Below are 14739 nucleotides of genomic sequence, written 5' to 3' on the forward strand. Positions count from 1 at the left end.
GCACGACGGTCGCGGCGCTCGAAGTTTGTGTAGGCTAACCAAAGTCGCACGCGAGAGGACATGGCTGAATGGCTCGCAGAGGATTCACCGGCGCGATGCTTCGTGCCTACGGCATCCAGTATCACACCGCCACGGTCGTCGGTTCCGAACAGACGACGCCCCGGATGCGCCGGGTCTGGCTGACCGCGCCGACGCTGTTCGCCGAGATCGACATCGAACCCACGGCCTGGCTGCGGATCTGGTTCCCGGCCGCGGACGGCTCGGACAAGGAGTTCCAGCGCGGCTACACCATCGCCGAAGTGGACTCCGAGACCGGCGATTTCGCCGTGGACTTCGTGCTGCACGAACCGGCGGGTCCGGCCTCGGCCTGGGCGCAACGGGCGCAGGCGGGCGAAGAGATCGAGGTGGCCTCGTTCGGCTCGCGGGGTTTCGCGATCCCCGAGGACCTGCCCGCGGGCTATCTGCTGATCGGCGATTCCGCCTCGATCCCGGCGATCAACTCCATCCTGCGCGCGCTCCCGCAGCACGTGTCGGTCGAGGTGTACCTCGAACAGCACCACGGCGACGACCAGCTCATCCCGCTGGCCGAACATCCGCTCGCGCGCGTGCACTGGGTGCCACGGACCTCCGAGCAGGCGATGGCCGCCGCGCTCGAGGCCCGCGACTGGTCGAACTGGTACTGCTGGGCCGGACCGGAATCCAAGGCGCTCAAACACATCCGGACCAGGGTCAAGGACGAATTCGGCTTCCCCAAGTCGGAGTTCTACCAGCAGGCGTACTGGGCGATCGGCCGTGCCATGGGCAAGGAGCGCGACGGCTCCGAGCTCGAGGACGCAGGGACCGACACCACCGAAGCCGCAGGGGCCGACACCACCGAGGCCGCAGGGACCACGGCCACCACCGACGTGCCCGAAGTGACGGCGGCGACCGAGAAGGTCGTCGAGCCGCCCGCGACTCCCGTCGCGCGGCCCGCCGCGGCGACCGTCGCGCCCACCAGGGGCAACTGGCGTTCGCAGGCGGGCAGCAAGCTCTTCGCCGAGCTGAAGCCGAAATTCGTGGTCGCGGGCGTACTCCAGGTACTGCTGACCCTGCTCCAGCTGGCGCCGTACGTGCTGCTCGTGGAGCTGGCCCGGCATCTGCTGAAGGGCAGCGAGAACTCCACGTTGTGGGCGCTGGGCCTGTGGGCCGTGGGTCTGCTCGCGCTGAGCGCGGTGCTCGAGGCGGCGTTGCAACTGTGGCTGCACACCGTCGACGCCCGGTTCAGTCGTGACCTGCGCGGTCGCCTGCTGAGCAAACTGGCTCGCCTGCCGCTGGGCTGGTTCACCGCGCGCACCTCGGGCCAGATCGACAAGCTGGTCACCGGTGACACGCTGTCGCTGCACTACCTGGTGACGCACGCGGTGACCGACGCGGTGGCCGCCGTCGTCGCGCCCATCGCCGTGCTGGTCTACCTGATCTGGGTGGACTGGCGACTGGGTCTGCTGCTGCTGGTGCCGATTCTCGCCTACATCATCACGATGATGACGATGATGGCCACCTCCGGTCCCAAGACGATGCAGTCGCAGCGGTGGGCCGAGCGGATGAACGGCGAGGCCACCTCCTACATGGACGGCCAGCCGGTGATCCGGGTGTTCGGCGGTTCGGCCGCCTCGCCGTTCCGGCGCAGCCTCGACGACTACATCGCCTTCCTCGACGGCTGGCAGCGGCCCTTCGTCGGCAAGAAGGCGACGATGGACCTGATCACCCGGCCGGTCACCTTCCTGTGGCTGATCCTGCTCGCGGGCACCGCGCTGGTGGCGGGCGGCGGTCTCGATCCGGTGGATCTGCTGCCGTTCCTGTTCCTGGGCACCACCTTCGGATCACGGCTGCTCGGCATCGGCTACGGCCTGATGGGCCTGCGTGAGGGCCGCGTGGCCGCGCAGAACATCCAGGCCGCGCTGGACGAGAACGAACTCGACGTCCGCACCGGCGGCACGCGGTTCGAGGAGGCCGACGGCCATGTCGAATTCGACGGCGTCACCTTCGGATACCGCGCCGAGGCGCCGGTGGTCCAGGACGTCTCGCTGACCTTGGCTCCCGGCACGGTGACCGCCCTGGTCGGCCCTTCCGGCGCGGGCAAGTCGACGCTGGCCGCGCTGCTGGCGCGCTTCCACGATCCGCACGCCGGTGCGATCCGGATCGGCGGGCGCGACATCACGACCTTCACCCCCGACGAGCTGTACGCCAGGATCGGGTTCGTCTTCCAGGACGCCCAGCTGGTGCACGGTACCGTGCGGGAGAACATCGCCCTGGCCGTCCCGGACGCCTCCGAGGAGGCCGTCGTTCAGGCGGCGAAGGACGCCCGGCTGCACGAACGCATCCTGGCGCTGCCCCAGGGCTACGACACCGTGCTCGGCGCGAATGTCACGCTCTCCGGCGGTGAGCGGCAACGACTCACCATCGCGCGGGCGCTGCTCGCCGACACGCCGGTGCTGATCCTGGACGAGGCCACCGCCTTCGCCGACCCGGAGTCGGAATTCCTGGTGCAGCAGGCGATCAACCGCCTGACCGCCGGACGCACCGTGCTGGTGATCGCGCACCGGCTGCGCACCATCGCCGGCGCCGACCGCATCGTCGTGCTCGAGGGCGGCCGGGTCACCCAGACGGGCACGCACGACGACCTGATCGCCGAGCGAGGCCGCTACCGGCAGCTGTGGGAGGCGAGCGTGGACAGCGCGGCGAGCGTGGAGACAGCCGGTGCGGGCGTCGGCGGCGGTATCGGTGTGCATTCGAAGGAGAACGTCTGATGTTCCGGACTGTGCTGAGCCTGCTGCCTCCCGCGCAGCGTGGCCGTGTCGCGGGCTATCTCGCGATCGAGGTCCTCTCGACGATCGTGCGGGCCGTCGCCGTCGTGCTGGTGGTTCCGCTGGTGACAGAGCTTTTCGGCGATGATCCCGGCGCCGCTTGGCGCTGGGTCGGCCTGCTGACCCTGGCGGTGGCGATCGGCTGGGTGGTCGACTCGATCGGCTACCGGATCGGCTTCGATCTCGGCTTCGGCATCCTGGACAACGCGCAGCGTTCGGTGGCCGCTCAGGTGGCGCGCATCCCGTTGCGCTGGTTCACCGAAGACAACTCGGCGACCGCGCGGCGCGCCATCGCCGGCACCGGTCCCGACCTCGTCGGGCTGGTCGGCTACCTGCTGACGCCGCTGATCCAGGGCATCCTGCTGCCGATCGCCATCGCGGTGGCCCTGGTGCCGATCGCCTGGCAGCTCGGCCTGGTCGCGCTGATCGCGGTGCCGCTGCTGCTGGGCGCGCTGTGGGGCGCCAACCGGATCAGTCAGCAGGCCGACCGGGTGGCCGCCGCCGCCAACGGCGAGCTCACCGCGCGCATCATCGAATTCGCCCGCACCCAGGCCGCGTTGCGCGCTGCCCGCCGGGTGGAACCGGCGAGCAGTCAGGCCGGTGCGGCGCTGGCCGCCCAGCACGGCGCCACCCTGCGTCTGCTGCTGCTGAGCATCCCGGGGCAACTGTTGTTCACCGTGGCCGCGCAGATCGCCCTGCTGGCGATGGCCGGGACCATCGCGTGGCTGGCGGTGCGCGGCACGATCGGGATTCCCGAGGCGATCGCCCTGATCGTGGTCGTGGTGCGGTTCGTGGAGCCGTTCACCTCGATTCGCGATCTGGCTCCGGCCATGGAGACCAGCCGCTCCACCCTGAAGGACATCCGCACCGTCATCGACACGCCGGGCCCGGAGTCCTCGGGTCGGGCCGGGGAACTCACCCCGGCCGCCGCCACGGTGCAATTGCGTTCCGTGCGTTTCGGTTACGGCGACGACGAGAGCGAACCACCGGTGCTCGACGGTCTGGACCTGGAATTCCGAGCCGGTGAGGTCACCGCCATCGTCGGCCCGTCCGGCGCGGGCAAGAGCACGGTCCTCGGCCTGGTGGCCGGGCTCGAGCAGCCGAATGCGGGCAGCGTGGTCGTCGGCGGCGTCGATCTGGGCGAGCTGGACTCGGCGCATCGCTCGACGGTGAGCAGCATGGTCTTCCAACAGCCGTACCTGTTCGCCGGAACCATCAGGGAGAACGTGCTGTCGGGCAATCCCGAGGCAGGCGAGGACGAACTGGCCGCGGCGCTGCGCCTGGCGCGCGTCGAGGAGTTCGCCCGGCGGCTGCCCGACGGCGTGGATACCGTGGTCGGGGAAGCGGGAACGGCGTTGTCCGGCGGTGAGCGCCAGCGGGTTTCGATCGCTCGCGCGCTGCTCAAGCCGTCGTCGGTGTTGCTCGTCGACGAGGGCACCAGCGCGCTGGACGCGGAGAACGAGGCCGCGGTCGTGACGGCCATCGGCGAGGATCCCCGGCAGCGCACCCGCATCGTGGTGACGCATCGGCTGTCCACCATCGCCGGCGCGGACCGCGTGCTGTTCCTCGACGGCGGTCGCGTGGTCGAGGACGGCACCGTCGCGGAGTTGCTGGCCGCGGACGGACGCTTCGCGCGGTTCTGGCGGCATCAGAACGATGCCGCCGGATGGCGCATCACCTCGGAAACCGTTTCGGTCGGCGGAAACTGACTTTCGACGGAAGGCGCCCGCCACGAGCACTCGTGGCGGGCGTCCTCGTTGTGCCCGAAGTTGTCTGCCCGCAACAGATCTGGTGTCGGAAAGCGCGAAATCCCGGGCGTCTCGTGGCGAACTGGACAAGCAAAGGTGAGGTTAGTGTAACCTAACCAATCGGAGACGATGTGGCGTTGTCCGCAGCTCGACGCTCTGCCTCGAAGGGGCGGGCCGATATCGGGGGCCGGTTAGCATTACCTAATTTCTTAGGGTACGCTAACTTCGAAAACCTGATCTTGCGAGAGGCGTTCTCATGGTGGTTGCTCGTCCCGAGGCGAGGGCGGATATCGATATCCGAGCAGAAGTCGGATCAGTTCTGGGTATCGCGCCGGAGTCGCTCGACCTGGACGGCGACCTGATCACGCAGGGCCTGGATTCGCTGCGGATGATGCGGCTGGCGGGCCAGTGGCGTAAGCGCGGGCACGACATCGATTTCGCCCGGCTGTCCGGGGCGCCGACGATCCGGGCCTGGACGGCCTTGCTCCTCGGCGACGCCGCCGATGGTGCGGACTCGGATCGGGGCGCGAGGTCCGCGGAGCCCGCCGAGCGGATCGGCGATCTCACCAGCGACCTCGGCGCCGCGTTCCCGCTGGCCCCGATGCAGCACGCGTACTGGATCGGGCGCTCCGACAGCCACGCCTACGGCGACGTCGCGGCCCACCTCTACATCGAGTTCGACGGCCACGACTTGGAGCCGGAGCGCTTCCGCGACGCGGTCACGAAACTTCTGCTGCGCCATCCCATGCTGCGGATTCGGGTATTGCCCGACGGCACCCAGCTGGTCGGCGCACCGCATCCGGAGGCCATCGCGATCCACGACCTGCGCGAGCAGTCGCCGGAATCGGCCGCCGACATCCTGGCCCGCCGCCGCGAACAGGGAACCCACCGCGCGCTGCCGATCGAGGACGGCGCGGTCGTCCGCGTGGAACTGAGCCTGCTGCCCGGCGGCGGCAGCCGGGTCCACCTCGATGTGGACATGATCGCCGCCGACGCCATGAGCTACCGCGTGCTGGTCGACGACCTGGCCCGCATCTACCGCGGCGAGCATCTGCCCGAGCTGCGTGTGCACTTCCCCGCACTCTCTGCCGAGCGCACCGGCCGCACCCCCGACGAAGCGGATATCGCCTGGTGGCGGGAACGGATCGCGGATCTGCCCGGCCCGCCGGAACTTCCGGTGCGTGAGGCCGCCGCGCGCGGCGAGGCGCCCCCTGCGACCGTGCGCCTGCACCATGCCATCGACGCCACCGACCGCAAGCGTCTCGAGGAGTACGCCCACAAGCGTGGTGTCACTCCGGCCGCCGCGGTGGCCGCGGTCTTCGCCGAGGCTGTCGGCGCGTACTCCGCCGGTCCCCGCTTCCTGCTGACGGTGCCGCTGTTCGACCGCGACCCGGTGCACCCCGATGTCGAGAAGGTGGTCGGTGACTTCACCTCCTCGCTCGTCATCGATGTCGACCTGCGCGAGAACCTGACCCTCGCCGAGCGCGCCAGGGCGATGCGGGTGGCCATGCACGAGGCGGCCGCGCACGGCAGCTTCGGCGGCCTGGATGTACTGCGTGAACTGAGCAGGCAGCGGGGCGAACCCGTGGTGTCGCCGGTGGTGTTCACCAGCGCGCTCGGACTGGGCGAGCTGTTCTCCCCTGCGGTCACCGAGGTGTTCGGCGAGCCGTCGTGGATCGTCTCCCAGGGCCCGCAGGTGCTGCTCGACGCCCAGGTCACCGAGCTCGCGGGCGGTCTGCTGCTCAACTGGGACGTGCGGGCCTCCGATCTCGAACTCGACACCGCCCGTGAGATGTTCGCCTACTACGTTCGGCTGCTCGATCTGCTGATGGCCGACGAGTGGGATCGGCCCGCCCCGGACCCGGTCTCCGACGAGGTCCGCGCCCAGCGGCTTTCGGTCGAGCGACCGCTGCCCGGCACCGAGTTCTTCGACGGCACACTGCACGGACACTTCCTCGCCTCCGCCGAACAGCGCGCCGAGGCTCCGGCGATCATCAGCGACGCGCGCACCTGGAGCCATGCCGAACTGGCGCAGGAGGCCCGCCGGGTGGCCGGTGCGCTGCTGGCCGCGGGCGTGGGCGCCGGTGACACCGTGATCGTCGATCTGGCCAAGGGCGGCGACCAGATCGTGGCCGCCCTCGGCGTGCTCACCGCGGGCGCGGCGTATGTGCCGATGGCGCCCACCCAGCCGCGGGCCCGCCGCGAGCGGATCGCCTCGGTGGCGACCCCGGCCGCGATCCTCACCGATCACCCGCAGCGCTGGGCGGATTCGGCCGTCCCGGTGCTCGGGCCGGCGGACGCGCGCACCGCCGCGCCCGCCGAGCCGGTGGCGGTGTCCACCGACGCACTGGCCTACGTGCTGTTCACCTCCGGCTCCACCGGTCTGCCCAAGGGCGTGCAGGTGCCGCACCGCGCGGCCGTGGCGACTCTCACCGATCTGGTGCGCCGTTACGAACTGGGCGCGAACGATCGCAGCCTGCAGGTCTCCGCGCTGGAGTTCGACCTGTCGGTCTTCGACATCTTCGGTCTGCTCGCCGTGGGCGGCGCGGTGGTGGTTCCCATCGACGACCCGGACGCCAAGGTCGACACCTGGACCCGTCTGCTGCGCGACGCTCAGGTGACGGTGCTGAACTGCGTTCCCTCGGTCCTCGGCATGATCCTCGACATCGCCCCGCTGCCGGCCGCGCTGCGGGTGATCATCATGGGTGGCGACAAAGTCGACGTCTCGCTGCTGCACCGCGTCGGCGCGCAACTGCCCGGCTGCCGCGTCGCCGGTCTGGGCGGCACCACCGAGACCGCCATCCATTCCACGGTGTGCGAGGCGCCGGACGTGCCCGCGGGCGCGACCTTCGTGCCCTACGGCGTGCCGCTGGACGGCGTGCGCTGCCGGGTCGTCGACGCCGTCGGCCGGGACCGGCCCGACCGCGTCCCCGGCGAGCTGTGGATCGGCGGCGCGGGTGTGGCCGACGGCTACCGCGGCGATCCGGAGCGCACCGCGGACCGGTTCGTGACCGTCGAGGGCGTGCGCTGGTACCGCACCGGCGACATGGTGCGCTACCTGCCCGGCGGGTTCCTGGACTTCCTCGGCCGCGCCGACCACATGGTCAAGATCCGTGGTTACCGGGTGGAACTCGGTGAGGTGGAAGCGGGTCTGCTCGGTCTGGACGCGGTCACCGGGGCGGTGGCCTGGTCCGACGGCAAGGATCTGCGCGCCGCGGTCACCGCGACCGGCGCCACCGGCGAATCGCTGCGCGAACAGCTCACCGAAGCCCTTCCATCGCACATGATTCCGCGCTCGATCACCGTGACGGAGCACCTGCCGCTGACCTCCAACGGCAAGTACGACCGCGCGAAGGTCCAGCAGCTCGTCGTCGCCGAGGACCGGTCGGCCGCGGTCGCGCCACGCACCCCCGTCGAGTCGGCCCTGGCGGAGATCCTCGGCACCGTGCTGAGCACCCGACCGCTCGGCGTCACCGACGACTTCCTCGCACTCGGCGGGGATTCGGTGCTGGCCACCGCGTTCGTCGCGAAAGTCCGCCGCTGGCTGGATGTGCCCCGGTTGACGGTCGCCGAGATCTTCGGCCGCCGCACCCTCGCGGGTCTCGCGCAGCGCCTGACCGAACTCGACGGCGAACGCGCCGAGCGGGTGGCGGCGCTTTTCCTGGAGGTCATGCAGTTGTCCGACGCACAGGTCGACGCCGAACTCACCGCAGCCGAACTCGCCACAGCCGAACTCACCGCAGCCGAACTCACCACCACCGAACTCGCCACCACCAGGGCGCTGCCGTCCTACGAGTTCGAGCACCGGCGGATGACGGTCGAACTCGACGCGGTGATCGCGCACGAGTGGCTCACCCATCCGAAGTCGGGCTACTGGGGGATGCTCGACAGCACCGTCGCCGAGGTGGCGGAGCTCATCCGGCACAGCGCGACGGTCGGCGGTTCGCCCGAATTCGGTCTGCGGATGGGCAGTTACGAGGGGGAGCGCTCGTTCTTCTTCGAGCTCTACAACCCGGCGGTGGGCGATCTGGCACAGCCCGGCACCGGGTACACCTACGTCCCCGGTGACATCGGCATGCACCTGCTGGTCTCGCCCAGCGACAAGCGCCTGCCCGGCTTCACCGCGAACGTGATGCTGCACATCATGCGGACCGCGTTCTTCGAATCGGGCGCGCAGCGGGTGGTCGTGGAGCCGGACGTGCGCAATCTCGATGTGCAGCGGCTCAATGCCGCGGTCGGTTTCGTCGTCGCCGGTGACTACCCGGTGGCCGACAAGATCGCGCGGCTGAGTTACTGCACGCGGGAGGACTTCCTGCGGGCGACCGACAACGGGCGGATCATCACGCCGCAGGCGCAGATCGATTCGTGAGAGAGCAGAGTGTGAGCACCCGATCCGTCAGCCATTCCCCAGCCGTGCGCGATCCGCGATTCGTCGAAGGCCAGTCGTTCTGGCCGGCCTATCACCTACGCATCGCCCGCAAGATCCTCGCCGAGTTCTGCCACGAGCGCTACATCCTGCCCGTGGAGGTGGCGCCGGGGGAGTACGTGGTCCATTCCGGTGACCGGCGCACCGAATACCGTTTCCGCGCCGAGATCCTGTCGCTGGACAGTTGGAACATCGACGAATGGTCGATGCGGCGCGTGCGCGACGGCGAGCAGTTGCGCGTCGACGCCCTGGAACTGCTCGTCGATCTCGGTGATTTCCTCGGCATTCCACGCGAAGCGCTGCCGGAATATCTGGAGGAATTCACCAACACGCTGGTGATCAGCGCGGGCAGGCATGATTCCCGCCGCATCACCGCCGCGGAACTGGCGGTCTCGGATTTCCAGACCATCGAGGCGACGATGACCGAGGGGCATCCCTGCATCGTCGCCAATGCCGGCCGGCTCGGATTCAGCGTCGACGACATCGCCCGCTACGCCCCCGAACAGGGCAACCGCTTCCGGCTCACCTGGGTGGCCGTGGCGCGGGCGAACTCCGAATTCGCCGCCGTCACCGGCGTCGGCTACGACAGCCTGGTGCGGGCCGAACTCGGCGAGGAAACGCTCGCCCGGTTCGACGCGGTGCTCACCGGCCGCGGCCTGGATCCGGCCGAGTACTACTACATGCCGGTGCATCCCTGGCAGTGGGCGCACAAGGTCGCCCGGATCTACGCGCTCGACATCGCCGAAGGAAAGATCGTCGAGGTCGGCGAGGGCCGGGATCTGTACCAGCCGCAGCAGTCCATCCGGACCCTGTTCAACACCACCCACCCCGAGCGCCAGTACGTGAAGATGGCGCTGTCGATCGTGAACATGGGTTTCACCCGCGGCATGTCGGCCGATTACATGCGGACCACCCCGCTGATCAACGACTACATCCGCGGCCGGGTCGGCGGCGACGAATATCTCCGGTCCATCGGTTTCGAGATGATCTACGAGACCGCCGCGATCGGTTACCGCAACACCGTGCTCGACAAGCTCACCCAGCCGGGTTCGGAATACCGGAAACTGCTCTCGGCGCTGTGGCGGGAGAGCCCCGTTCCGCTGGTCGAACCGCATGAGCAGTTGACGACGATGGCCGCCCTGCTGCACATCGACCATACCGGCGCACCACTGGTCGCGGAATTCATTCGCGCCTCGGGCATTCCCGCCGAGGACTGGCTGGCCCGCTACCTGCGGTCCTATCTGCACCCGATCATCTACCTGCTCTACAAGTACGAGTTCAAGTTCTCTCCGCACGGCGAGAACCTGATCCTCGTGCTGGATTCCGGTGTCCCGGTCCGGGCGATCCTCAAGGACATCGGCGAAGAGGTCACCATCTTCTGCGATCCCGACGTGGTGCCGGAGAGCTGCCGCCGGGCGGTGTCGCGGGAATCCGACGAAATCCGCAATATGGGCGTGCTCTCGGACGTCTTCGACGATTACCTGCGCCATCTCGCGGCGATCCTGCATGCCGGCGGACTGGTCGCCGACGAGACGTTCTGGGCGGTCGTGGCCGAGAGCGTCGTCGAGTTCCAGGACACCCACCCGGATCTGGACGAGCGATTCCGGCGCTGGGATCTGTTCGCGCCCACTTTCAAGGCCATCCACATGAACCGTCTTCAGCTGACGAACAATCGCCGCATGGTCGCTCTCGGCGACTCGTACGCGACGCTGGTCGACTCCGACCACGAACTGGTGAACCCGATCGCGGTGTTCCGGCCCGCCGCCGACCGCGCCGCCCGCCGAGCGGAGGTGTCGGTCTCGTGAGCGCCACTCCCGCTGTGGAGATCATCCGCGACGCACACGGCATCGCGCACATCACCGCGGATTCGGCCACCGGCGCGCTGTTCGGCCAGGGCTACGCCTGCGGCGTCGACCGTGCCTGGCAGCTCGAATACCTGCGGCTGCGCGCCGAGGGCCGCACGGCCGAGATCGTCGGCGCGGTCGGCGTGAGCTGGGACGAGTTCGCCCGCCGCGCCCGCATCGACGCGGCCGCCCGGCGGATCTTCGAGGCTTCCTCCGAACGCACCCGCGGTCTGGTCCAGGCCTACGTCGACGGCGTCAACAGCACTCTCGACACCGCCGAGGCGCTCGAGTTGACCGAGTTCGACCATCGGCCCACCCCGTGGCAGCCGTGGACGCCGATCTCGATCTTCATCGTCCACCACATTCTGTTCGGCCGGTTCACCACCAAGTTGTGGCGGCTGCACGCCTGCAAGGCGCTCGGTCGGGACGCGCTGCGCCTGTTCGACTGCGAGGGCGTGGACGAGTCCTGGGAGAGCGTGCCCGCGCTCCCGGACGAAGCCTTCCTGACCGAGGTGCTCGCCGAGTTCGGCGCGGGCGCGGACGCCGGGCAGCCGGACCGTACCTCCTTCGGCGAACCGCTGTCGGGCAGCAATGCCTGGGGGCTGGCCGCCGCGCGCACCGCCACCGGCGCCCCGCTGATCGCGGGAGATCCGCATCGGTTCCTGGAACTGCCCGGCATCTACCAGCAGGTGCACCTCGCCGCACCCGAATTCGACGTCGTCGGTTTCGCTTTCGCCGGTGTGCCCGCGGTTCCGCACTTCGCCCACGCCGGCCCGGTGGCCTGGGGCATCACCAATGCGATGGGCGACTACCAGGACCTGTACTTCGAGCGCCTGACCCGCAGGGGCGCGGATGTGCTCGCCGAGTCGGCCGACGGCCCGCGCGTCGCGACGACCCACCGCGAGGACATCCTCGTGCGCGACGGCGACCCGGTCTCGGTGGAGATCATCGGCACCGGCAACGGCTCGGTCGTCTTCGGTGGACCGGAGGCGCCGTTCGCCATCAGCCTGCGCACCCCGCTGCTCGACGATGCCGACGCGACCTTCGATTCCGCGCTGGATCTGTTGTTCGCCCGTTCGGTCCCCGAGGTCGAGCAGGCGCTGACGCAGTGGGTCGAACCGGCCAACCGCGTCGTCGTCGCCGATGTCGAGGGCAGGCTGACCCGGCACGTGGTCGGAGCCATGCCCCTGCGCGCGCCGGAGAACTATTGGCTGCCGGTGCCCGGCTGGGACGCTCGCTACCAGTGGCGCGGGCGGGCCACCGCCTCGGTGTCGGATACCGCTTTCGACGCGACCGTGGGCTCGTACGCGGTGATCGCCAATCAGCGCATCCGCGCATCCGCGCCCCTACAGCCGGTCACAACCGAGTGCGCGGCCCCCGACCGCGCGGAGCGCATCGCGGCTCTGCTCGACCGATTGACGCTCACCACGAACCAGGCAGGCACGGAACCAGGCGGTGCGGAGCGGGTCGATGCGCCGGTCACGGTCGACGACTGCGCCGAGATCCACCGCGATGTGGTGTCGGAGGGCGCGCGGACCCTGCTGTCGCTGCTGGGTTCGCTGACCGGTCTCACTCCGGCCGCCGAGCAGGTGCGTGAGCGCCTGCTCGCCTGGGATCGCACCATGGCCGCCGACAGCGTCGACGCCTACGTCTTCGCCGAGGTCCGCACCCGCCTGGTCTCGGCGATCGCCCGCCACGAGGCGCTGGCCGGACTGGCTGCCCCGCACGGCTTCCCGCGCGTGTTCGACCCCTGGTTCGTGGTCGAGACCCGGCTCGGGGCCGCGCTGGACTCGGTCGTGCACCGAGCCGCCGCCGTCGGCGTCGACATCGCCGTGGTGGCGGCCGCGGCGATCGAAGCGGTCGCGGCGCACCTGGCCGAGCAGAAGACCCCACCGACCTGGGGCAGCGTCCATGTGCTGCAACCGATCCACGGTATGGACCTGATGGGCGCCACCCCGGCGCACCCGGAACTGTCGGCGAAGATCCGCCCGGCCCGGCTGCCGCTGGGCGGCGACGGCGAGTGCGTGATGGCCAATGCCAGTGCGATCGGCTTCTCCCACGCGTGCAGCCTCGGTTCGGCCGCGCGATACATCTGGGATCTCGCCGACCGCGACGCGAGCCGCTGGATCGTCCCGCTGGGCGTCAGCGGCGATCCGCGCTCGGACCACTTCCAAGACCAGGCCCGGCTGTGGGCGCGGGGCGAACTCGTCGGCGTCGTGGGCGACTGGCAGGCACTGCGCGCGCGGGCGACGACGGTGGACGCCTTCACCCGAGTCCCGAAAGAGGCCGCCGAATCCGGTGGTCCCGTCGACAGTTTCGTGCTCGCCCGAGCCGAGCGGACGACACCACCGCAGTCCACCGACGACTCGACGCTGGGAGAAGCATGAACGCATTGACCGACGCGCGACTGGCACTGCTGCGCCGCCGGATGGCCGCGGCCGGGATCGCCGGCGAGCACGTCCCCGCCCGGACCGTGGCGGCGCCCACGGCGAACCGGGCGCAGCCGGGTACCGGTGAGTTCGGCATCGCCGAGCGCCGGATGTGGCGGATCTACGAGTTCGACCAGGACTCGGTCTCCCACAACATCGCCCTCGTCCTGGATTTCGGTGACACCTACACCCTCGACGCTCTCGTCGCCTCGACGGAACTGATGATCGGCAGAGCCGCGGTGCTCGGCTCGATCGTCACCGTCGGCGCGGACGGCGTCGCCCGCCGCACGCCCAGCGGCGTGCGTGGCCGCTGGGCCGACCGCGGCCGGGTGTGGGAGTACGGCACGCTGCCGGCCTACGACGGCCGCACCGATCGCGACGGTGTGCTCGCCGCCGCGGACGTGCTCGCCAGATCCCCGTTCGCCTTGACGAAGGAACCGCCGCTGCGGGTGCGTCTGTACTCCCGCGCCGACGGCGGTGTCACCATGATCCTGGTCGTGCACCACCTGGCCGTGGACGACACCTCCTGGCCCGCGCTGCTGGGCACCCTCACCACCGGGGCGTGGCCGGAGCAGGCCGGGGCCGACGGGCAGTCGGCCGCCGATCGCCCGGTCGCCGCCGTCGAGGACGCGCTGCGTCACGCCCAGCGGACCTGGGCTGCCGAGGATGTGCGCTTCCCGTTGTCGGGAGATCTGCCCGCCCTCGGCGCCGAGGAGAGCTGGCTGTCGCCGATGGACGACAGGCCCGGCGCGAAGCTGTACGCGCCGGTCGCCCCCGAGCACCGAACCGCACTCGACGAGGTGGCTCGTGAGGTCGGCGCCACCAGCAACGCGCTCTACATCGCGATCTGCGCGCTCGGCGTCTACGCGCTCACCGGCGCCGCCGACCACGTGCTGCTGGTGCCCACCGACAACCGCAGGCCCGGTGACACACCCGACCGTGTCGGCTACAGCGGCAATATCGTGCCGATGCGCTTCACCTTCGACCCCACATCGAACCTGCGCGAGGCGCTGCGCTCGGGGGTGGCCGCGGTCTACGCGGCGATGGAGTACTCCACGGTCGATTACGGCGCCGTCCTCACCGCGCTGCGCGGGGCGGGCGGGCGTTTCCCGGTCGCCGAGATCATGGCCTCGGTGCGCAACGCGCCGCTGCGCGGCATCCCGGTGCCCGAGGGCGCGTCGGTGTCGTGCCGTTCGGTGTTCAACGGGGTCGGCAACTACCCGCTCACTTTCGCTTTCGAGATCGGAGCTTTCGAGATCGGAGCCGACGAGCGGGTGCACCTGGAGGTGGATTACCAGACCGGGATCGTGGACGAGGAATTCGCGCACCGCGCCGCCGCGCTGCTGACCGGACTGATCGAGCGGATCCCGGACCGTCTCGACATCGAAGTGGGACAGCTGGTCTCGGCGCTTCGCGAACCCGAAGTCATCTAGCCGTCCCGCCTCGAAA

The 14739-nt window shown here is 69.9% G+C and carries 5 protein-coding genes and 2 pseudogenes; all 7 read left to right on the top strand.

The window, feature by feature from the left end; all coding sequences use genetic code 11:
- The first annotated feature begins 68 nt into the window (after positions 1 to 68).
- The 7 genes and pseudogenes from NS3_RS08465 to NS3_RS08490 all read left to right on the top strand — a co-directional run bounded on the left by NS3_RS08465 (position 69) and on the right by NS3_RS08490 (position 14723).
- A complete protein-coding gene (locus NS3_RS08465) occupies positions 69 to 2786 on the top strand; it encodes an ABC transporter ATP-binding protein/permease (RefSeq protein ID WP_067856351.1) in 2718 nt (905 codons plus the stop codon).
- Positions 2786 to 4552: an ABC transporter ATP-binding protein gene (locus tag NS3_RS08470; protein WP_067856354.1), complete on the top strand. Its 1767-nt coding sequence runs from the start codon at positions 2786 to 2788 to the stop codon at positions 4550 to 4552. Before NS3_RS08465 ends, NS3_RS08470 begins: the two co-directional genes overlap by 1 nt.
- Before the next feature lie 295 nt (positions 4553 to 4847).
- Positions 4848 to 8297 (top strand): annotated as a pseudogene (locus tag NS3_RS08475) (non-ribosomal peptide synthetase); the annotation flags it as partial.
- A 126-nt stretch (positions 8298 to 8423) separates the two neighbouring features.
- Positions 8424 to 8960 (top strand): annotated as a pseudogene (locus NS3_RS30510) (GNAT family N-acetyltransferase); the annotation flags it as partial.
- A 44-nt stretch (positions 8961 to 9004) separates the two neighbouring features.
- Positions 9005 to 10822 (top strand): IucA/IucC family protein, encoded by a 1818-nt coding sequence (locus tag NS3_RS08480; RefSeq protein ID WP_067856360.1) that lies wholly within the window; start codon positions 9005 to 9007, stop codon positions 10820 to 10822.
- On the top strand, positions 10819 to 13248 hold the full coding sequence (locus tag NS3_RS08485; protein WP_084495180.1) for a penicillin acylase family protein: 2430 nt from the start codon (positions 10819 to 10821) through the stop codon (positions 13246 to 13248). Before NS3_RS08480 ends, NS3_RS08485 begins: the two co-directional genes overlap by 4 nt.
- Positions 13245 to 14723 carry an amino acid adenylation domain-containing protein gene (locus NS3_RS08490; protein ID WP_067856363.1) on the top strand — a complete coding sequence of 493 codons (1479 nt, stop codon included), beginning with the start codon at positions 13245 to 13247 and terminating at the stop codon, positions 14721 to 14723. The genes NS3_RS08485 and NS3_RS08490 overlap by 4 nt, the downstream gene beginning before the upstream one ends.
- Positions 14724 to 14739: the final 16 nt, after the last annotated feature.

The sequence above is a fragment of the Nocardia shimofusensis NBRC 100134 genome (assembly GCF_001613125.1).
Taxonomy (GTDB): Bacteria; Actinomycetota; Actinomycetes; order Mycobacteriales; family Mycobacteriaceae; genus Nocardia; species Nocardia shimofusensis.

What these genes read in the sequence shown, in the direction of transcription:
- NS3_RS08490 (WP_067856363.1), top strand. Translation starts at nt 13,245, where the DNA reads ATGAACGCATTGACCGACGCGCGACTGGCACTGCTGCGCCGCCGGATG.
- NS3_RS08470 (WP_067856354.1), top strand. Translation starts at nt 2,786, where the DNA reads ATGTTCCGGACTGTGCTGAGCCTGCTGCCTCCCGCGCAGCGTGGCCGT.
- NS3_RS08465 (WP_067856351.1), top strand. Translation starts at nt 69, where the DNA reads ATGGCTCGCAGAGGATTCACCGGCGCGATGCTTCGTGCCTACGGCATC.